Origin of the sequence: Halomonas cerina (assembly GCF_014192215.1) — a bacterium.
Taxonomy (GTDB): domain Bacteria; phylum Pseudomonadota; class Gammaproteobacteria; order Pseudomonadales; family Halomonadaceae; genus Halomonas; species Halomonas cerina.
In genome coordinates this window covers 36,227-55,058 of sequence record NZ_JACHXP010000007.1, presented here as the reverse complement: position 1 = coordinate 55,058, position 18,832 = coordinate 36,227, and the positions used below count along the sequence as shown (strand labels likewise).

At 66.4% G+C, this 18,832-nt stretch carries 16 protein-coding genes; 4 read left to right on the top strand and 12 right to left on the bottom strand.

Going from position 1 to position 18,832, the window contains the following annotated elements; genetic code table 11:
- Window positions 1–110: 110 nt before the first annotated feature.
- Both FHR94_RS08615 and FHR94_RS08610 read right to left on the bottom strand, forming a co-directional pair.
- Window positions 111–1,109 carry a succinylglutamate desuccinylase gene (locus FHR94_RS08615; RefSeq protein WP_183325238.1) on the bottom strand — a complete coding sequence of 333 codons (999 nt, stop codon included), beginning with the start codon at window positions 1,107–1,109 and terminating at the stop codon, window positions 111–113.
- A gap of 182 nt (window positions 1,110–1,291) precedes the next feature.
- Window positions 1,292–1,837: a lipocalin family protein gene (locus FHR94_RS08610; RefSeq protein ID WP_183325237.1), complete on the bottom strand. Its 546-nt coding sequence runs from the start codon at window positions 1,835–1,837 to the stop codon at window positions 1,292–1,294.
- Between the two features lie 115 nt (window positions 1,838–1,952).
- On the opposite strand from FHR94_RS08610, the gene FHR94_RS08605 reads away from it, so the two are divergent.
- The gene (locus tag FHR94_RS08605) at window positions 1,953–2,813 is read left to right on the top strand and encodes a class I SAM-dependent methyltransferase (protein ID WP_183325236.1); all 861 of its coding nucleotides are present in this window, start codon (window positions 1,953–1,955) and stop codon (window positions 2,811–2,813) included.
- 89 nt (window positions 2,814–2,902) lie between these two features.
- On the opposite strand, the gene FHR94_RS08600 is transcribed toward FHR94_RS08605, so the two are convergent.
- On the bottom strand, window positions 2,903–3,976 hold the full coding sequence (locus tag FHR94_RS08600) for a tartrate dehydrogenase (protein WP_183325235.1): 1,074 nt from the start codon (window positions 3,974–3,976) through the stop codon (window positions 2,903–2,905).
- Between the two features lie 222 nt (window positions 3,977–4,198).
- On the opposite strand from FHR94_RS08600, the gene FHR94_RS08595 reads away from it, so the two are divergent.
- Window positions 4,199–5,524, top strand: a complete 1,326-nt coding sequence (locus FHR94_RS08595; RefSeq protein ID WP_183325234.1) for a glycosyltransferase — start codon at window positions 4,199–4,201, stop codon at window positions 5,522–5,524.
- Window positions 5,525–5,531: 7 nt separating this feature from the next.
- Here FHR94_RS08595 and FHR94_RS08590 read toward each other — a convergent pair whose 3' ends face one another.
- The 5 genes from FHR94_RS08590 to betC all read right to left on the bottom strand — a co-directional run bounded on the left by FHR94_RS08590 (window position 5,532) and on the right by betC (window position 12,272).
- Window positions 5,532–6,215, bottom strand: a complete 684-nt coding sequence (locus FHR94_RS08590; RefSeq protein ID WP_183325233.1) for a TVP38/TMEM64 family protein — start codon at window positions 6,213–6,215, stop codon at window positions 5,532–5,534.
- Window positions 6,216–6,300: 85 nt separating this feature from the next.
- A complete protein-coding gene (locus FHR94_RS08585; protein WP_183325232.1) occupies window positions 6,301–7,122 on the bottom strand; it encodes a M90 family metallopeptidase in 822 nt (273 codons plus the stop codon).
- A 4-nt stretch (window positions 7,123–7,126) separates the two neighbouring features.
- Window positions 7,127–8,698, bottom strand: a complete 1,572-nt coding sequence (locus FHR94_RS08580) for a bifunctional GNAT family N-acetyltransferase/carbon-nitrogen hydrolase family protein (RefSeq protein WP_183325231.1) — start codon at window positions 8,696–8,698, stop codon at window positions 7,127–7,129.
- A 195-nt stretch (window positions 8,699–8,893) separates the two neighbouring features.
- Window positions 8,894–10,519: a BCCT family transporter gene (locus FHR94_RS08575; RefSeq protein ID WP_183325230.1), complete on the bottom strand. Its 1,626-nt coding sequence runs from the start codon at window positions 10,517–10,519 to the stop codon at window positions 8,894–8,896.
- A 223-nt stretch (window positions 10,520–10,742) separates the two neighbouring features.
- The gene (gene betC, locus FHR94_RS08570) at window positions 10,743–12,272 is read right to left on the bottom strand and encodes a choline-sulfatase (RefSeq protein WP_183325229.1); all 1,530 of its coding nucleotides are present in this window, start codon (window positions 12,270–12,272) and stop codon (window positions 10,743–10,745) included.
- Window positions 12,273–12,406: 134 nt separating this feature from the next.
- Between betC and FHR94_RS08565 the strand changes: the two genes are divergently transcribed.
- Entirely contained in the window at window positions 12,407–13,276 is an 870-nt protein-coding gene (locus FHR94_RS08565; protein WP_343064649.1) for a choline sulfate utilization transcriptional regulator, read from the top strand.
- An 80-nt stretch (window positions 13,277–13,356) separates the two neighbouring features.
- On the opposite strand, the gene FHR94_RS08560 is transcribed toward FHR94_RS08565, so the two are convergent.
- The 4 genes from FHR94_RS08560 to glcD form a co-directional block, all read right to left on the bottom strand.
- Entirely contained in the window at window positions 13,357–13,758 is a 402-nt protein-coding gene (locus FHR94_RS08560) for a heme-binding protein (RefSeq protein ID WP_183325227.1), read from the bottom strand.
- Between the two features lie 116 nt (window positions 13,759–13,874).
- A complete protein-coding gene (glcF, locus tag FHR94_RS08555) occupies window positions 13,875–15,146 on the bottom strand; it encodes a glycolate oxidase subunit GlcF (RefSeq protein WP_183325226.1) in 1,272 nt (423 codons plus the stop codon).
- A 20-nt stretch (window positions 15,147–15,166) separates the two neighbouring features.
- Window positions 15,167–16,273, bottom strand: coding sequence for a glycolate oxidase subunit GlcE (gene glcE, locus FHR94_RS08550; RefSeq protein WP_183325225.1), 1,107 nt, complete (start codon window positions 16,271–16,273; stop codon window positions 15,167–15,169).
- Window positions 16,274–16,282: 9 nt separating this feature from the next.
- Window positions 16,283–17,782 (bottom strand): glycolate oxidase subunit GlcD, encoded by a 1,500-nt coding sequence (glcD, locus tag FHR94_RS08545; RefSeq protein ID WP_183325224.1) that lies wholly within the window; start codon window positions 17,780–17,782, stop codon window positions 16,283–16,285.
- A 456-nt stretch (window positions 17,783–18,238) separates the two neighbouring features.
- On the opposite strand from glcD, the gene FHR94_RS08540 reads away from it, so the two are divergent.
- The gene (locus FHR94_RS08540) at window positions 18,239–18,763 is read left to right on the top strand and encodes a gamma carbonic anhydrase family protein (RefSeq protein ID WP_183325223.1); all 525 of its coding nucleotides are present in this window, start codon (window positions 18,239–18,241) and stop codon (window positions 18,761–18,763) included.
- Window positions 18,764–18,832 lie beyond the last annotated feature (69 nt).

Below are 18,832 nucleotides of genomic sequence, written 5' to 3'. Positions count from 1 at the left end.
CCTTCTAGCAGGCTACTGTCGCGAGCCGGCCATTCTACCTTGGTACGGTGGCGCAGTGGGGCGGTCCATAACAGGTCTTCTCCGGAGGGAGGGGGGCCACGGGGCGGCGGTCAGCCGGGGGGCGCTCGCGGTGTGGGTGTCGGCACGACCAGCAAGGCGGCGCGGGCACCGAGCTCCACATCGGCGTTGGGGAAGACCACGCGAAGCGGGATGTCACCCACGATGAAGTCGCCACCCACTGCATCCCGGGTCAGCCGTGTGCCCGGCGCAAACTCGGTGAAGTTCGGCGTGTTATCGGGAAAGCACAGCCGGAACGCTTCGGAGCGACGCATGAGCTCGTGCTTAACGCGAAAGAAGGCCATCGTGGCCGGGTCGGCCGAGGCCGGTTCGCGCCCCTCGAGCAGGGCGGCGAGGAGTGCGCCCAAGGGAGCCAGTGGGGCCAGGTCGTTCTCGCCGAACGGCCGCGCCCGGCCGAGCTCCAGGGTAAAGGCCTGGGCACCGTGGTAATGCCGCGAGTAGTGGGAGAAGGTCCAGCTGTGGCGGTGCTGGTGCAGTACGGCCTGGATGCCGGCTCCCGCCAGCCACGCCCATTGCGTGGGCGATGTCGGGGTCTGGGTGAAGGGCTCGACCACGAAGCGCGGGTAGCGGCTGTCGCGGATCGCCGTATGCAGGTCGTAGTGCAGGCGGGCCCGGTCGGGGTGGCGGGCATAGAAGGCATCCACCGTGGCCATCAGCGCCCGGGCCCGGTCGGGCTCGTCACCCGATTCCGCCAGGTCGCGACGGAACAGCCGGTTGAGGTTGGTCGACACGAAGCGGGTCCCGGCGCAGATCGCCGCCGGATTGCCGAGGATCACCAGCAGCGGCGCCCCGAGGCGCAGGTGTCCCGCTTCCAGCCGGGCCAGCAGGTCGCCCATCAGCTCGATGGGGGCGGTCTCGTTGCCATGGATGCCCACCGAGAGCACGCCGGCGCAGGACGTGGCGGCGGGTGTGTCGGGGATCAGCTCGAGAAGGCCAGGGCCGCGCAGGGTCCATCGTCCGCCCGTCACCGGCCCCTCCGCGCGCGTCGGCCGGCGGTCTTCCAGGGCCTGGTCGAGCCACTCAGCGAGCATGGTCGCGGTGGACGTCGGTGGATTCGAAGAACTGCTCGAGGGACATGGGCATCTTCCAATTGTAGCGTTGTTCAGCAGGGCTCGGATTACCTTCCGCCTCGGTGGCGACGCGCTCAAGGGCGCGCGTCGGCTGGTTGAAAGTGACGGGTGCGATGCTGTAACTCGTCCTCGGTCGTCTTGGCTCAGCGCCAGGGAGCACAGGCTTCGCCCTGTTCCACCTCGATCAGGTCGTTCACCGGGAAGCCGAGCTCGTCGGCGCGGGCCCTGAGGGCCTGATCGGCAAGGGGGGCGAGGTCGGGCTGGCGCGAGAGGATCCACAGGTAGTCGCGGTTGGGACCGGCCACCAACGCCCAGTCGTAGCCGTCATCCAGGGCGAGCACGTTGTAGCCGGCATAGAAGGGGCCGAAGAAGCTCACCTTCAGCCGTCCCACATCCTCGTCGCCGATGAAATAGGCCTTGCCTTCGGCGACGTCCGTCTCGCCGGTGGTGAGGTTCACCCCGCGGTTGACCACCCGTATGCCGCCGTCGTCGCGCCGCGTATAGTCGGCAGTGACACAGTCCAGGCCTTCCTCGAAGGCGTGGTCGAGACGGGCGATCTCGTACCAGCGGCCGAGGTAGCGGTCCAGCTCGAAGCCGGTGACCGCCCGGGTGCCGTCGGGAATGCCGGTACACCCGACCAGCAGGCAGGTGGCGACGGGAAGAACGATGCGCAGCGGCGGGTAGGACATCGTGGGCTCCTTGGGCCTAGGAGTGGGACGGGCGTGACGGTCCCTGACCTTGGCCGCATGGGCGCCGGTCGGGGGAAGCGTTAGGCTGGGGCTTTGCCGGCCCGGAGCCTTAGCCATGCGTGACCATGCCCGCTATCTCGTCGATCACTATGATGCCCTGGCCCGGACCGGCGGCGAAAGCCTGCCAGCACGGCTGCGGGCGGCCTTCCTCTCCGCCGGGCGTGACCCGGACCGGCTGACGCTGGATGACATCGCGGGCATCGACCAGTTGCACCTGGGCGGACGCCGGGCGAGCCGCTCCCTGGCGGTTCTCGGCCGTCTGAAGCCCGGCAGCCGGGTACTGGACCTGGGCTGCGGCACCGGTGGGGCGAGCCGGCTGTTGGCAGCCGAGTACGGCGCCGAGGTGACAGGGGTGGACATCACCGCTGCCTTCATCGAGGTGGCGGCCTGGCTGAGCCAGGCCACGGGGATGGCCGATCGGACTCGCTTCTTGTGCGCCGATGCGGCGGCGCTGCCGCTGCAGGAAGCGAGCTTCGATGTCGTCTGGTGCCAGCACGCGCTGATGAACATGCCGGACCTGGCCGCTGTGCTGACCGAGTGGCGGCGCCTGCTGGTACCTGACGGAAAGCTGCTGCTGCATGAGGTGGTGGCGGGGGACAACCCGGCCGCCCTGGCCCTGCCGGTACCTTGGGCGCGCACCTCGGGGGCCAGCCATCTGCGCTCCCGCCAGGCCTTCGGCGCAGTGCTCGCCGAAGGCGGCTTCGTCCCGGTGGCGGTGCGCGACGTCACCGAGGCGGCGCTGGCCTGGCGCCAGAAACACGGCCGACGGGAAGCCGGTGAGCCGAGTGGCGAGGCGCCGCTCCCCGGCCCAGCATTGATCTTCGGCGACGATTTCGCCCACATGGGCCACAACCTGCGCGACAACCTGGCCGATGGCCGGGTGCGGATCCTCGAGGGGGTGTGGCGCCTGGCCTGACCTGCCGTATCCTCGCAGCCCCGCCCCGGCGTACTGGACAGAAGCTCTGGACCAGCGTGCCGGGGGGCCGCGTCGTGTCCGGGGCAGCGTCAGCCCGCGATGCGCTCGGCGATGGCCCGGCCCAGGGACTCGGTGGTGCCGGTGCCGCCGATGTCGGGGGTCAGCACCGCGACCTCGCCCTCGGCGAGCACCGCCTCGAAGGCTTTGACGATGGCCTGGCCGGCCTCCGGGTAGCCCAGGTGCTCGAGCAGCATGGCTCCGGACCAGATCTGGCCGATGGGGTTGGCGATGCCGCGCCCGGCAATGTCCGGGGCGCTGCCGTGCACCGGCTCGAACAGGCTCGGAAAGGTGCCATCCGGGTTGAGGTTGGCCGAGGGCGCCACGCCGATGGTGCCGGTGCAGGCCGGGCCCAGATCGGAGAGGATGTCCCCGAACAGGTTGCTGGCCACCACCACGTCGAACCAGTCCGGGTGCATCACGAAGTGGGCGGTGAGGATGTCGATATGGAACTGGTCCACCGACACCTCCGGGTAGTTCGCTCCCATCGCGGCGACCCGCTCGTCCCACCAGGGCATGGTGATGGCGATGCCGTTGGATTTGGTGGCCGAGGTCAGCGTCTTCCGGGGGCGACTCTGCGCCAGGTCATAGGCGAACTTGAGCACTCGATCCACGCCGTGGCGCGTCATCACCGTCTCTTGGATCACCACCTCGCGCTCGGTGCCCTCGAACATCCTGCCGCCGACGCTGGAGTACTCGCCCTCGGTGTTCTCGCGTACCACATAGAAGTCGATATCACCTGGTTTCCTGTCCGCCAGGGGGCTCTGGATGCCCGGCAGCAACCGGCAGGGACGTAGATTGACGTACTGGTCGAAACGGCGACGAAACTGCAGCAGCGAGCCCCATAGCGAGATATGGTCGGGGACTTTCTCCGGCCAGCCCACCGCGCCGTAGAACAGGGCATCGAAGCCCTTGAGCCGCTCGAACCAGTCATCGGGCAGCATCTGGCCATGTTCTACATAGTAGTCGCAGCTGCCGAACTCGAACGTCTGGTATTCGAGGTCGATCGCGAAGCGCCGCGCGGCGGCCTCCAGGGCGCGCACACCCTCCGGCATTACTTCGGTGCCGATGCCGTCGCCGGGAATGATCGCAATGCGGTGGGTCATGGTGAGTTTCCTTCTCGTCGTGGGAGAGACGCTCAGTCTAGCCATCTCCAAGGAAAAGATAATCGAGTTATCCTTCAAACGGACGGACTTCCCTGCGCTCTATCGGCAGCCTCGGCATGTCCTGGCTCGCTTGGGGGATTTCATCGCCTATCTTGAACAGGAGATGGTCAAGCGGATACCGCCCTTGCAGAATGGCGACCATGCCACGACAGGAGTCTTTTCGTGAATATCCTGATGTTCACCAACACCTACTGCCCCATCGTCGGTGGGGTCAGTGAATCGGTCCAGCGACTCAAGCGCCAGCTGCAGGCCGCCGGTCACCGGGTGCTGGTGGTAGCGCCTCGTCTCTCGGGACAGCCCGAACACGAGACGGATGTGGTCAGGGTGGTCGCCATGCAGCACTTCAATGGCAGCGACTTCTCGCTGCCGGTACCGATCCCGGGCCAGCTCTATGATGCCATCGAGACCTTCGAGCCGGACATCGTCCATTCCCACCACCCCTTCCTGCTCGGCGATACCGCGGCACGAGCCGCCGAAACCTACGGCCTGCCGCTGGTCTTCAGCCATCACACCCTCTACGAGCATTACACCCACTACGTGCCCGGTGACTCGCCGCGCATGCAGCGTTTCGCCAAGGCCCTGGCCACCCAGTACACCTGGCTGTGCGACGAGGTGATCGCCCCCAGTGAGAGTATCCGTGACCTGTTGTGGCAGCGCGAAGCCAATCCCGCCATCACGGTGGTGCCCAGCGGGGTGGACACGGCGCACTTCGCCCGGGGTGACGGCATGGTCTGGCGACACCGACTGGGTCTGCCCGGCGAGGCCTTCGTGATCGGCCACCTGGGGCGGCTGGCGCTGGAGAAGAACCTGGCCTTTTTGGCCGAGGCGGTGGCCCGCGCCCTGGTGGTGCAGCCCGAGGCGCACTTCCTGGTGGTAGGAGACGGGGAGGCCGGTCATGTCATGCAGGACGTCGTCCACCGGCATGGCGTCGAGGGGCGCGTCCACTTCACCGGGCGGCTTCAGGGCCAGGACCTGATCGATGCCTTGCATGCCATGGACGTCTTCGCCTTCGCCTCCCATAGCGAGACCCAGGGCATGGTGGTGGCCGAGGCGATGGCCAGCGGCCTACCGGTGGTGGCGGTGGCTGCCCCCGGGGTTCGGGAAGTGGTCCTGGACGGGTACAACGGCCGGCTGCTGGCAGAGGATGACGCCGAGGCCATGGCCGAGGCTCTCGTCGGGCTGGCCGACGCCGGATGGCGAGAGGCATTGGGCCAGGCGGCCCAGGTCACCGCGCAGGCCTACGACGAGCGTTGCTGTGCCGAGCGATGCCTGGCGGTCTACCGTCAGGCCATCGCCCGCGGGGGGCCCTTCACCCATGCCGACGATGGTGGCTGGGACCGAGTGCGAGGACGGCTCGGTGCCGAATGGCAGATGCTCTGCTATCGTGGCCGGCTGCTGCGCCACCTGGTGCAGGAGGAGTGGCAGCAGGAGCGTCCCACCTGGTGGCCCAGCGGTCGTCAGGGAGAACCTGGGCTGCCGCCCAAATAGGGTCGGATCAGGTGCGGGGACGGCGGCGACGATCGGCCCAGTGCTTGAGCCCATACAGCAGTGCTACCCCGGCGAGCAGGCCGACCAGCGAGAAGAGTACCTCCTGGCGACTGTCCGCCGTGGCGAGCTCCCCGAGCTGGCTGCCAAGCAGCGTGACCCCGGCCAGGCCCGGCACGATGCCCAGGGTCGAGCCGATCATGTAATCACGAAAGCGCAGGCGGAAGGCACCGGCCATCATGTTGGTCAGCGTGAAGGGGGCCAGCGGCAGCAGGTTCACCAGGGTCATGGTGCGGATGCCGCGCCCCGAGAGGTAGCGGGACAGCCCATGCAGGTGCTTTCCTCCATGGCGGAGCAGGGCGTCCCGGCCCAGGCGCCGGCCCACCCACCAGGTCAGTATCGAGGCCGTCAGGGTGCCGGCCAGGGCATAGCCGAAGCCCCACCAGGGACCGAACAGCAGCCCGGTCAGGGCGACCAGCAGGCTCAGCGGGAACATCACCAGCGAGGCCCCGGCGTAGACCGCCATCACCACCAGCACCGCCCAGGGCTCGTCGTGCCAGGCCACCGTCCCCTTCGCCAGGACCATCAGGGTCTCCACGTTCAAGAGGTTCTGCATGGCCAGCCACTGCCACAGCAACCCGAGGGCGATGAGAGTGAGCAGCAGGGCAGTGACGAGGACAAGGGGGCGCGTCATGTTGCGAGGCATCCAGGGTGATCGGGAGGAGACAGCATATGGCAGGACCACCGGCGGCCAAAGCGCTATGCCGGCCCGTCGCAGGCTACCAGAGTCTTAAGGCTTCACACTGCCGGTCATGGCCGGGAAGTGGGTCCTGACGGAAATAGCGCGTCAGCAGCTCGTACAGGCTCGGGTAGGCTTGGTGCAGTCGGCCGGGGTCGCTGAAGAAGTGTTCGCAGCAGACCGCGAAGCACTCGCCCGGGTGGGTGGCCGCGTAGTCGTCGATGGGCGTGGCTTCGCCCCGGGACAGGCGGGCCTGGAGGTCCTCCCACACGCCCATGAACACCCGGTACCAGTCCCGCGGATCGATCTCCCTGGGCAGCGGCGGGAAGCCGTCGATATCCAGCGAATTGCCCAGATCGAGCTTGTGGGCAAGCTCATGGATCAACACGTTGAAGCCGTCGAGCCCGCCGCTGGCCATCAGATCGGGATAGGAGACCACCACCGGCCCTTGGTGGGAGGTCTCGCCGACGCGTTCATCGTCATACGCGTGGACCACCCCAGCCTCGTCCATCTCCTCCACCCGGCGCTGGAAGGCCGCCGGCAGGACCAGAATCTCGTGGACGTTGGCGAAGGCCTCGTGATGCTCGCGCTCGCTCCAGCCCAAGGTCAGCAGGCATGCCTGTGCGGCCAGTGCCAGGCGTGCCGGGGCATCGAAGGTGACCGTCTCGGCCAGGTCCGGATGAAGACTCAAACGCTTGGCATGGGCGAAGTGCCAGGCACGGTGGCCCAGGCGGATGGCCTCGTCGTCACCGAGGGTGCTCAGTAGGGGGAGGCGCTCCCGGGCTTCGCGCCAGTCGCGTTCGGGAAAGGGGTGACGACACTCGAAGCGCCTGCGGCCCAGGCGCAGCAGCCTGCCCAGCATGGCCTCAGCCCTCCTCCAGGTTGGCTCCCGACTTCCAGGACCAGTCGCGCCAGCGCAGGTCGAAGAGGTCCTGGCGACGGTCCTTGAGGTTGGTCACCGAGCCTTCGTTGCGCACCACGGTGAGCCGGGTCAGGTCGAGATCCGAGAACATCACCATCTCGGTGTTGGGGGTAGTCTCGGCGAGCACGGCATCGTGGGGAAAGGGGAAGTCGGAAGGCGAGAAGACCGACGACTGGGCATACTGGATGTCGAGGTTGCGGATCGAGGGCACATTGCCGACGCTGCCGCACAGCACCACGTAGCACTCGTTCTCGATGGCCCGGGCCTGGGCGCAGTGGCGCACGCGCAGGTAACCGTTCTTGGTATCGGTCCAGAAGGGCACGAAGAGGATGTCCATGTCCTGGTCGGCGAGCAGCCGCGATAGCTCCGGGAACTCCACATCGTAGCAGATCTGGATGCCCACCCGCCCGGCGTCGGTGTCGAAGACGCGCAACTCGTCGCCCCCCTCGATCACCCAGTCGCGTCGCTCCTGGGGGGTGATGTGCAGCTTCGCCTGGGACTCCAAAGTACCGTCGCGATGGCAGAGGTAGGCAATGTTGTAGAGCCGGTCGTCCTCGCCGACCTCGATCATCGAGCCGGCGACGATGTTGATGTTGTAGGAGACCGCCATGCGCGTCAGCTCGGTCTTGAAGACGTCGGTGAACCCCGCGAGGAAGCGCACGGCCGCCATCTGGTCCTGCTGGGCGGCGCGGTCCTGCAGGCCCATCAGGGAAGCATTGAACAGCTCCGGGAAAACGGCGAAGTCGCTCTGGTAGCTGGAGAGGGCATCGACGAAGTACTCGACCTGCTGCAGGACCGCCTCCACCGAGTCGAACTCGCGCATCTGCCACTGCACCGCCCCGACCCGCACCTGGGTGGGGCGGTTCTCCAGCACCCGCTCGGCGGGTTCGAAGAGGATGTTGTTCCACTCCAGCAGGGTGGCGTAGCCCTGGGACTTCTCGTCCTCGGGCAGGTATTTGCGCAGCAGCCGCTTGACCAGGAAGTCGTTGGCCAGCTGGAAGGAGAGAATGGGGTCGTGGATCTCCTTGCGGGCCACCTTGTCGATGTACTCGGCCGGGGAGAGCTCGTCGGCGTACCGGTGGTAGCTGGGGATGCGCCCGCCGGCGAGGATGGCCCGCAGGTTCATGGAGCGACACAGCTCCTTGCGCGCCTCGTAGAGCCGGCGCCCCAGGCGATAGCCGCGGTAGGCCGGGTCGATCAGCACATCCAGCCCGTACAGGGCGTCGCCGTCGGGGTCGTTGAGGATGGTCTCGCGCTTGCCGATCAGGTCGTCGTAGCGATGGGGGTTAGAAAACTCGTCGTAGTCGACCAGGGCGGTCAGGGCCACGCCGACGATGACCTCGTCGTCCTCGATGGCAATCTGACCGTCGGGAAACTCCTTGATCAGCTTGTCGATGGTGCGCTTTGGCCAGGCGCCCCCGATGTCGTCATAGACCCGGTCCATCAGCGTCTTGAGCTGCGGATAGTCGTCCGGGGTCAGGTTGCGCAGGTTCAGATGGAGCTCGTCGAGGGACATGGCGTGTCCTTTCTTCTCGGTCAGGAGAGTGCGGGTCGGGAGAGCATCAGCGGCATGATGCCCTCGCTGACAGACGACAGGAAGCCCCGCCGAAGCACGGCGGGGCCCCAAGGGTACGACAGGAGCACGGCTCAGGCGATGGTGGTGATACGCGCCTGGGCAGGTCGCACGACCGTCGTGGAGATGGTACCACCTTCAGGTGCGCTTACCGCGCAGCTCACCGTTCAGCGCCTTGATGATGGTGTAGCACATCAGCAGCATCACGATCGAGAAGGGAATCGCCGTCGCCGTCACCCCGGCCTGGAGCGCCGACAGCCCGCCGCCGATCAGCAGCACGATGGCAATCAAGCCTTCCACCGTGGCCCAGAACATGCGCTGAGGCCTGGGCGCATCGACCTTGCCGCCGGCCGTGATGGTATCGATCACCAGGGAGCCGGAATCCGACGAGGTGACGAAGAAGATCAACGCCAGGATGATGCCGAGGGTCGACATCAGCCCCGACAATGGCAGTTCATTCAGCATCCCGAACAGCGACAGCTCGGGGCTGTAGTTGTCGATCACATAGTCCTTGACCAAGCTGCCCGCGGGGTCGGCATAGAGCTGATCGAGCGCGGTGGCACCGAAGACACCCATCCAGATGAAGATGAACAGGCTGGGAATCAACAGCACGCAGATCACGAATTCCCGAACCGTGCGACCCCGCGATACCCGGGCGATGAACATGCCGACGAACGGTGCCCAGCTGATCCACCAGGCCCAGTAGAAGATGGTCCAGGCTTGGCGATAGGCGTCATCGTCACGACCGAAGGGGGCCGACAAGGGGACGAAGTCCGTCACATAGGTCACCAAGCCGGTCCAGAACCCGGTCAGGGCCACCAGGGTGGGGCCGGCGAACAGCACGAAGAAGAAGAACAGCACGGCCATGATCATGTTGATCTCGGAGAGCTTCTTCACGCCCCCCTCGAGGCCGCGCCAGACCGACACCAGGGCCACCGCCGTCACCAGCACGATGACGATGACCTGAGTGGTGGTGCTGACCTCCAGGCCGAACACGAAGTTCATCCCCGCGTTGGCTTGCTGGGCCCCGAGCCCGAGCGAGGTGGCCAGCCCGAACAGGGTGGAAAATACCGCCAGGATGTCGATCACATGCCCCCACCAGCCCCACACACGGTCGCCAAGGATCGGGAAGAACGCCGAACGGATGGAGAAGGGCAGGCCCTTGTTATAGGTGAAAATGGACAGCGCCAACGCCATCACCACATAGACGGCCCACCCATGGATGCCCCAATGGAGATAGGTACCCGCGATGCCCAGGGCGCTGGCCTCGGCAATGGCCTCCGGATTCAGTTCACCATCGGCCCCGAAGGGCGAGGCGATGCCCAAGGGCAAGGAGACGTTGGCATGATAGACCGGCTCCAGCACACCGAAGAACAGCAGGCCAATGCCGATGCCGGCGGCGAACAGCATCGCGAACCAGGATAGGTAACCATGCTCCGGTCGGGCATCGGGCCCTCCCAGCCTGACCGACCCGTAGGGCAAAACGACGAGCGCCACGCAGAACAGGATGAAGAAATCCACCACGATCATGAAGTACCAGTCCAGCGTCCCGGTAGAGAAGGCGACGATGGACTGGAAAATGCTCCCCGCCCGCTCCGGAAACAGCAGGGTGAGGACGATGAAGACGACCGAGGCGAGCGCCGAGATGACAAAGACGCGATTGTGGATATCGAAGTCGAAAGGTCCCAGGTTTCCTTCGATATTGTCCTGCCCGACGGTGTAATCCGTTTGCATGTCGCTCGTCAGATCGCTAGGGGGACTCATAAGATATTTCTCCTTATTATAAAATATAGAGTAATGAAGGTAATTTTCTCATAAGTCTACAACTTGGGATTTATCGGTCCAGTGAGACCGGCGTTGAGGGCGGCCGTTTCGTTGCGGCGCAGTGCCCCAGGGGGCTGGCAGCACAGCCAACTCATGAAGGGCAGCCAGCGCCACTGGCTACCCCGGGTCGGCCGGGCTTCGCGACCGCTCGACGGCATCGTCATCAGCGCTCGGCGGACGCTTTCGGGAAGCGGGCCCGCGCCTCGAGGTCATCCAGGTCGATGGTGTTGCGCATGTACTGGACGCTGGCATCGAAGTAGGGCTGGTGATCCCAAGACGTGACCCGTCCCTTCATGTTGGCGCGGGCGACCAGCTTGCGGCGCCGCTGGCTATCGAGCACCTGCTGGTGCAGCGTCTCAGTGTCCCAGCGGCTTGCGACCTCGTCGCGGAACCGCTGGCGAAGGTCCTGGTGCTCGGGATCCTCGGCCAGGTTGGTCAGCTCCAGGGGGTCGGCCTCGAGGTCGAACAGCTGGTCGGGATCCGGTGCGGAGTGAACGAACTTGTAGCGTCCGCGGCGGATCATCAGCAGCGGCGCGATGGCGCCTTCGCCACAGTATTCGCCGATCACCTCGTCATGGCCGCCCTGGCCGGTCAGGTGGGGAATTAGGCTGCGACCGTCGACGGGCACCGCGTACTCCGGGGCCTGGCCATCGTTGGCCCATTCGGCGAAGGTCGGCAGCAGGTCCATGGTGGAGACGGACTCCTTGACCCGGCCGGCGGCGAAGCGACCCGGTGCATGCACGATCATTGGCACGCGGGCGGAACCCTCGAACCAGCTCATCTTGTACCACAGGCCCCGCTCGCCGAGCATGTCGCCATGATCGCCGGAGAAGACGATGATGGTGTTCTCGGCAAGGCCGCTATCCTCGAGGGCCTTGAGGACCTTGCCGAGCTGATCGTCGACGTAGCTGATGGCCCCATAGTAGGCGCGGCGCGCGTTGCGGATCTGCGCGTCGGTGATGGTGTCCTCGTCGCACTGGTAGACGTGACGCAGGCGCCGGGAGTGGGGATCCATCAGCTTCCGTGAATAGGGCACCCGCGGCATGTCGATCTCGTCGTGGTCGTAACGATCCCAGTACGCCTGGGGAATGGTGTAGGGATCGTGCGGGTGGGTCAGCGAGACCGTGAGGGAGAAGGGGCGGTCTCGGTCGCTGCGCGCATAGTCATGGAGGAAGCGCTGGGCGCGGAAGGTCACCTCGTCATCGTAGTCGAGCTGGTTGGACCGCACGCAAGGCCCGGCCTGGGTGACCGACGACATGTTGTGGTAGTAGCTCGGGCGCTTCTCGAAGTCTTCCCAGTCGACGTACCAGCCGAAGTCGGCCGGATAGATGTCGGTGGTCAGGCGTTGCTCGAAGCCGTGGAGCTGGTCCGGGCCACAGAAGTGCATCTTGCCCGAGAGCGCGGTGAGATAGCCGGCATCGCGCAGGTAGTGGGCATAGGTCGGCGTATCGGCGGACAGCTCGGCGGCGTTATCGAACCCCCCGATCCGCGAGGGCAGCAGGCCGGCCATCAGCGTGAAACGCGACGGGGCGCATAGGGGGCTGTTGCAGTAGGCCGAGTCGAAGACCACGCCTTCCTCCGCCAGGCGCGAGAGATTCGGGGTCTTGACGACTTTGTGGCCGTAGAAGGGCAGCGAGGGGGCGGCCATCTGATCCGCCATCAAAAACAGAATATTCGGCTGCTTATCGGTCATCGGGGGCTCCCAAGCATTGTCAGGGGGTGGGTTGCGAAGCTTGCCCCAGTCTCTCTGCTAATCTTGCACCCTGTAAACACGGTAATTTTTTATGTTTGGGATTATTTGTACTAATGTCATTGACGAGTAGGCGAGTGTCGCCCAACAGCCTGCGGGTCTTCGAGTCGGCGGCCCGCCATCTGAGCTTTACCGCCGCTGCGCAGGAACTGCGTTCCACCCAGTCGGCCGTCAGCCAGCAGGTGCGGGGGCTCGAGGAGCAGCTCGGCCTGCGGCTGTTCGATCGCGTCTATCGCGGCGTGCGCTTGACCGAGGCCGGCCAGGCGCTGTTCGAAGCCGTCCAGGAGGGCTTCGCGACCATCGAGAGCACGATCGATCGCCTACAGCGGCGTCACCGCAATCCTCGGCTGAACATCCTGACCGACTTCTCCTTGGCCGCTTACTGGCTACTGCCTCGCCTGCCGGCCTTTCGGCGGCAGTACCCGCACATCGATGTGCGGATCATGACCAACCAGGGGGTCTTCGACTGGCGGGGGCAGGAAGTCGATATCGCCATCGTGTTTGGCGACCCGCGGGACCTGGAAGGCGTGCCGCGCCTGCTCGAAGAGGAGGTCTTTCCGGTCTGTAGCCCCACCTTCCTGGAGCAGCATGGCCCAATCGACCTGGCGAGGCTCGGCGAGGTACCGCTGCTGACGCTGACCGCCGACCAGGGGCAGCGCTGGCTGGACTGGCCCGGCTACTTCGAACGCCTGGGCGAGCAGGCCCACCTGGCCCCCTCGGAGCTGATCTTCAACAACTATCCCTTGCTGGTGCAGGCGGCGATCGCCGGGCAGGGGGTGGCGCTGGGCTGGCGGGGGCTGGTCGATGACCTGCTCGAGCGCGGTATGCTGGTGGGACTGGAGGCCCTTAGCCTGAGGACCACCAACGGCTACGGCGTGATCGATGTCCACCCGGATGACGGGAGCTCCGCTAAGCGGTCTTTCCTGGACTGGGTGCTGTCGAGCTGAGGCGAGGTGCCATACGGTCGGATCACGCGTCAGAGAAAACCCCGGCGGTTGCCGGGGTCGTATCGGGGCTGAGGCGAGGGTCAAGCCAGGGCCGCCACCGCGGCCTTCGCCACCTGTACGTCCTGGTCCGGCTTGACACCGGAGATGCCCACGCTGCCGGCCACCTGACCGTCGATCAGTACCGGCACACCGCCGGCCAGCAGGGCCTGCATCGGGGCGGTGACGAAGGCGGTACGGCCGTTGTTGATCATCTCCTCGAAGACCTGGGTCTCCTTGCGGCCGATAGAGGCATTGCGCGCCTTCTCGGCGGCGACGCCGGCGCTGAAGGGGGGCGCCCCGTCGAGGCGGCGCAGGCCGAGCAGGTGGCCGCCGTCGTCGGCCACGGCGATGGTGACGGCCCAGCCGTTGGTCTCGGCCTCCTGCTGGCCAGCGTCGAGAAGGGCGTTGACGTCATCCAGGGTCAGGACGGGTTTGGTCTGCATGTGATCTCTCCTTGGTTCATATTGGCTTCGGGCTTCGGGCTTCGGGCTTCGGGCTTCGGGCTTCGGGCTTCGGGCTTCGGGCTTCGGGCTTCGGGCTTCGGGCTTCGGGCTTCGGGCTACGAACCGCTCACCGCTCGAGGCTCGTTGCTCGTGGCCGGGCTCAGGGCCTCGTCGACGATTTCTATCCAGTGGCGCACCGGAGTGCGGCCCGCGCCGGCCAGATGAGTCTGGCAACCGATGTTGGCCGTAACGATCACCTCCGGATCGCCCGCCTCCAGGGCATCGAGCTTGTTGTCGCGCAGCTGGGTGGCGAGTTCCGGCTGGGTCACGGAGTAGGTGCCCGCCGAGCCGCAGCAGAGGTGGGCATCCTGCACCGGCGTCAGCGGGAAGCCGAGTCGAGCCAGCAGGGCGTCGACGCTGCCGCCGAGCTTCTGGGCGTGCTGCAGGGTACAGGGGCAATGGAAGGCTAGGCGCTTGTGCTCGCGCAGCGTCAGGCGCTCCAGGTCCTCATCGCGCAGGATCTCCACCAGGTCCTTGGCCAGGGCGCTGATGCGCTCGGCCTTCTCGGCATAGTCGGGGTCGTCGGCGAGCACCTCGCCGTATTCCTTGACCATCGCCCCGCAGCCGCTAGCGGTCTGCACGATGGCCTCGCAGCCGGCCTCGACATGCGGCCACCAGGCGTCGATGTTGGTGCGCATGCGCGCCCGCCCGGCTTCCTGGGCGTTAAGGTGGTAGTCGATGGCGCCGCAGCAGCCGGCTTCCGGCGCCGGAGTCAGGCCGATGCCTAGGCGGTCGAGGACCCGGGCGGTGGCGGCATTGGTGTTGGGCGACAGGCCCGGCTGCACGCAGCCCTCGAGGATCAGCATCTGCCGCGCATGGCGGCCGCCCGCGGGACGCGTGCCGGCATCCACCGGGGCTGGCGGCATCTTGTCGCGCAGGGTGCCCGGGACCAGCGGGCGGAACACCTGGCCCATCCTGAGCAGCGCCTTGAAACGAGCGGGGTGTACCAGCGCCTTGCGCAGCCCGAAGCGCAGCGCCCGGTCGGCGGGTTCCCGCGGCACCCGCCGCTCGATCTCGGCGCGTCCGATGTCGAGCAGCTTGTGGTATTCCACGCCGGACGGGCAGGTGGTCTCGCAGTTGCGGCAGGTCAGGCAGCGATCCAGGTGCAGCCGGGTCTCCGCGGTGATGTCGGCGCTCTGGTCGCGGTCCTCGAGCAGCTCCTTCATGAGGTAGATGCGCCCGCGCGGGCCGTCACGCTCGTCACCCAGCAGCAGGTAGGTGGGACAGGTGGCATTACAGAAGCCGCAGTGCACGCAGGTGCGCAGCACGCGGTCGGCCTCGCGGATATGGGGCTGCTTGAGGTCTTCCTCGGTAAAGTGCGTCTGCATCTCGGCTCTTCCCAATAGGTTCAGATCGCCGCATAGAGGCGACCCGGGTTGAAGATGCCCCTGGGGTCCAACTCGGCCTTGAGGCGGCGATGGTACTTTGCCACCACCGGGGCCAGTGGCATGAAGGGCTCGGCGGCGCCAGGCGTGTAGCAGGTGGCGTGGCCGCCGGCGCGGGCGCAGGCCTCGCGGAGGGTGTCGGCGGCCAGATCGCTGCGCAGCCAGCGCTGGGTCCCGGCCCAGTCGTAGAGCAGGTCGTCCGCCTCGACGTCGGGCAGGGCCAGCGGCGGGGTGTTGGGGGGCAGCGAGAGGCGCCACAGGGGGCGCGCGTCGTCCCGAGAGAAGAACGCCAGGCGCTGTTCGCGCAGGTCGTCCCAGAAGCTGGCGTCCAGCTCCTCGCCGCCCAGGCGTTCACGAGTGGCGGCCACCGAACTCGGCCCGCCTTCCAGGCGCAGGTGCAGGGCACCGGCGTGCCAGGCAGCGGCGGACAGGGGAAGTGGCTGACGGCCCCATTCGGCGAGCTTCGTCAGGGCCTCGGCTAGCGGCATCTCGAGGCGCAGGCTGCGACGGGCACCGGGCCTGGGCAACACCTTGAGCGACACCTCGGTGAGCAGTCCCAGGGTGCCCTGGGCGCCGACCATCAGTCGCGACAGGTCGTAGCCGGCGACGTTCTTCATGACTTCGCCGCCGAAGCGCTGCTGGCGCCCTTCATGAGTGACCACTCGGGTGCCTAGCACGAAGTCTCGGACGCTGCCGACCCAGGGGCGTCTCGGGCCGGAGAGGCCGGTGGCGATCATGCCGCCGACGGTGGCGGTCTTCCCGAAGTGGGGCGGCTCGAAGGGCAGCATCTGACCGTGCTCGGCGAGACGCGCCTCGAGTTCCGCCATCGGGGTGCCGGTGCGCACCGAGACGATCAGCTCCACCGGGTCGTAGGTGGTGATCCCGCGATGCTCGCGAGTGGACAGGATCTCGCCCTCGCCGGGGCGGCCCTGAACGTGTCGACCATAGAAGGCCTTGGTGTCGCCACCGACGATGCGCAGCGGCGTGCCCTCGGCATCGGCCCGGCGAATGCGTTCGCCGAGCGCCTCGCTGATGTCCTGGTCGGTTGATGGGGATCGTGTCTCGGCCATGGAGCGTCCTCAGAATCGGGGCAGTTCGGGGTGCGGCAGCTGGTTGTCGTGTACGTGCATGGCGCCGAACTCAGCACAGCGCGCCAGCGTGGGGATGTTCTTGCCCGGATTGAGCAGGCGCCCGGGATCGAAGGCTGCCTTCACCGCATGGAAGGTGGTCAGCTCGCCCGGGTTGAACTGGGCGCACATCTGGTTAATCTTCTCGCGGCCCACCCCGTGCTCGCCGGTGATCGAACCGCCCGCCTCGACGCACAGCTCGAGGATCTTGCCGCCGAGCTCCTCGGCCTGCTCAAGCTCGCCCTCGCGGTTGGCATCGAACAGGATCAGCGGGTGCATGTTGCCGTCGCCGGCGTGGAAGACGTTGGCGACCCGCAGGCCATATTCCTCAGAGAAGTCGGCGATGCCCTTGAGCACCCGGGGCAGCTCGCGTCGCGGGATGGTGCCGTCCATGCAGTAGTAGTCCGGGGACATGCGGCCTACCGCCGGGAAGGCGTTCTTGCGCCCCGCCCAGAACAGGGCGCGCTCCGCCTCGTCATGGGCCTGCTTGATGTCGGTGGCACCGGCGACCTCGAGGACCCGGCGCACCGTGGCGCAGTCGTCGTCGACATCGGCCTCCACGCCATCGAGCTCGCAGAGCAGGATCGCCTCCGCCTCCACCGGATAGCCGGCATGGATGAAGTCCTCGGCGGCGCGGATCGCCAGGTTGTCCATCATCTCGAGCCCGCCGGGGATGATGCCCGCGGCGATGATGTCACCGACGGCCCGCCCGGCCTTCTCGACGTCGTCGAAGCTGGCCATCAGCACCTTGGCGGTCTCCGGCTTGGGCAGCAGTTTGACAGTGATCTCGGTGACCACGCCGAGCATGCCCTCGGAGCCGGTGAACAGCGCCAGCAGATCAAAGCCCGGGGCATCCGGGGCTTCGCTGCCGAGGGTCATGCGTTCGCCCTCGATGGTGATCACCTCGACCTGGATCACGTTGTGCACGGTCAGCCCGTACTTCAGGCAGTGCACGCCGCCGGCATTCTCGGCGACGTTGCCGCCGATGGAGCAGGCGATCTGCGAGGAGGGATCGGGTGCGTAGTAGAGGCCATAGGGCGCCGCGGCCTCGGAGATGGCCAGGTTGCGCACGCCAGGCTGAAGTCGAGCGAGGCGGGCGTCCGGGTCGACCTCGAGAATGCGATTGAAGCGCGACATCACCAGCAGCACGCCCTTCTCCAGCGGCAGGGCCCCGCCCGAAAGGCCGGTGCCGGCGCCCCGGGTGACCACTGGCACACCCAGGGCGCGGCAGCGCTGCATCAGCGTCTCGACCTGTTCGAGCGTCTCTGGCAAGGCGACCAGCATCGGCAGCACGCGATAGGCGGAGAGGCCATCGCATTCGAAGGGGTGCAGGTCTTCCTCGCGGTGTAGCAGAGTCAGTTCCGGAAGCGAGCGCTGCAGGTCGGCCAGGACCTCGGCCTTGTCGATGTCCGGCAAGTCACCATCGAGTCGCGCGTCGAAGTGGATGTTCATGGCGGCTCCAGGTAGAGAGTCAGGTGTTGGTGTCACGGTAGGGGAAGGAGAAGAAACATTTCCACCCATATTCAGAAATATTTTCCATTATGCTTTCTGTCCGCGAAGCGACGTATCCACCGGCGACGGATCGTGGCGACGGCCTTGCGGACAGCCCAGTCCCGGAACGATACGATCCGGATGGCCCAGATGGCTATTCTGGGTTATTGGTATGACCAATATATTCGATGACGATATCCATCAAGAGAAGGCAAGATGGTTTGTCCGTCAATAAGTTAAGGAAGAGCGTCGCCAACTTGCCGCGATAGGCAGCTAGAAAGCATTAGACTAATGGATAAGGCGAGTAGCTCGATGCGAGGCTGGTGAATGTCAGTATGTTGCCGAGTCGCGACTATCGACGTCCTTGAGACTGAGCACGGCGACCCATGACGACCCACCGATTCGAGGAAAAGCAGCATGGCGATCTATCGATACGCAGGGCAGGTGCCGGACATCGCGGAGGACGTCTACGTGGCCGAAACGGCCGACGTGATTGGGCAGGTGACCCTCAAGCGCAACGCCAGCGTCTGGTACCAGGCGGTACTGCGCGGCGATACCGACCATCTTGAGGTTGGCGAGGAGAGCAATATCCAGGACGGGGCGGTGTTGCATGCCGATCCGGGGTTCCCCCTGACGGTGGGGAAGGGCGTCACGGTCGGTCATCAGGCCATGCTTCACGGCTGTACCATCGGCGATGGCAGCCTGATCGGCATCCAGGCGGTGATCCTTAACGGGGCGGTCATCGGCAAGAATTGCCTGGTAGGTGCAGGGGCGGTCATCAAGGAGGGGGCGAGCTTTCCGGATAACTCGCTGATCGTTGGTGCGCCGGCCAGGGTGGTGCGCGAGCTCTCCGAAGAGGCGATCGCCGACCTCAGGAAAAACGCGGCAGGTTACGTCGAGCGCGCCCGGCGTCATGCGAGCGAGCTCGAGCGTATCGGCTGAGCGGCTGGTGACCGTATCCCCGTCACGAGACAGCCCCCCGGCGCGGCCGGGGGGCTGTCATCATGCTGC

Excerpts from the sequence above, each read along its gene's own strand:
- FHR94_RS08615 (WP_183325238.1), bottom strand. The coding sequence starts at position 1,109 with ATGCTCGCTGAGTGGCTCGACCAGGCCCTGGAAGACCGCCGGCCGACG.
- FHR94_RS08610 (WP_183325237.1), bottom strand. The coding sequence starts at position 1,837 with ATGTCCTACCCGCCGCTGCGCATCGTTCTTCCCGTCGCCACCTGCCTG.
- FHR94_RS08605 (WP_183325236.1), top strand. The coding sequence starts at position 1,953 with ATGCGTGACCATGCCCGCTATCTCGTCGATCACTATGATGCCCTGGCC.
- FHR94_RS08600 (WP_183325235.1), bottom strand. The coding sequence starts at position 3,976 with ATGACCCACCGCATTGCGATCATTCCCGGCGACGGCATCGGCACCGAA.
- FHR94_RS08590 (WP_183325233.1), bottom strand. The coding sequence starts at position 6,215 with ATGACGCGCCCCCTTGTCCTCGTCACTGCCCTGCTGCTCACTCTCATC.
- FHR94_RS08585 (WP_183325232.1), bottom strand. The coding sequence starts at position 7,122 with ATGCTGGGCAGGCTGCTGCGCCTGGGCCGCAGGCGCTTCGAGTGTCGT.
- FHR94_RS08580 (WP_183325231.1), bottom strand. The coding sequence starts at position 8,698 with ATGTCCCTCGACGAGCTCCATCTGAACCTGCGCAACCTGACCCCGGAC.
- FHR94_RS08575 (WP_183325230.1), bottom strand. The coding sequence starts at position 10,519 with ATGAGTCCCCCTAGCGATCTGACGAGCGACATGCAAACGGATTACACC.
- betC (WP_183325229.1), bottom strand. The coding sequence starts at position 12,272 with ATGACCGATAAGCAGCCGAATATTCTGTTTTTGATGGCGGATCAGATG.
- FHR94_RS08560 (WP_183325227.1), bottom strand. The coding sequence starts at position 13,758 with ATGCAGACCAAACCCGTCCTGACCCTGGATGACGTCAACGCCCTTCTC.
- glcF (WP_183325226.1), bottom strand. The coding sequence starts at position 15,146 with ATGCAGACGCACTTTACCGAGGAAGACCTCAAGCAGCCCCATATCCGC.
- glcE (WP_183325225.1), bottom strand. The coding sequence starts at position 16,273 with ATGGCCGAGACACGATCCCCATCAACCGACCAGGACATCAGCGAGGCG.
- glcD (WP_183325224.1), bottom strand. The coding sequence starts at position 17,782 with ATGAACATCCACTTCGACGCGCGACTCGATGGTGACTTGCCGGACATC.
- FHR94_RS08540 (WP_183325223.1), top strand. The coding sequence starts at position 18,239 with ATGGCGATCTATCGATACGCAGGGCAGGTGCCGGACATCGCGGAGGAC.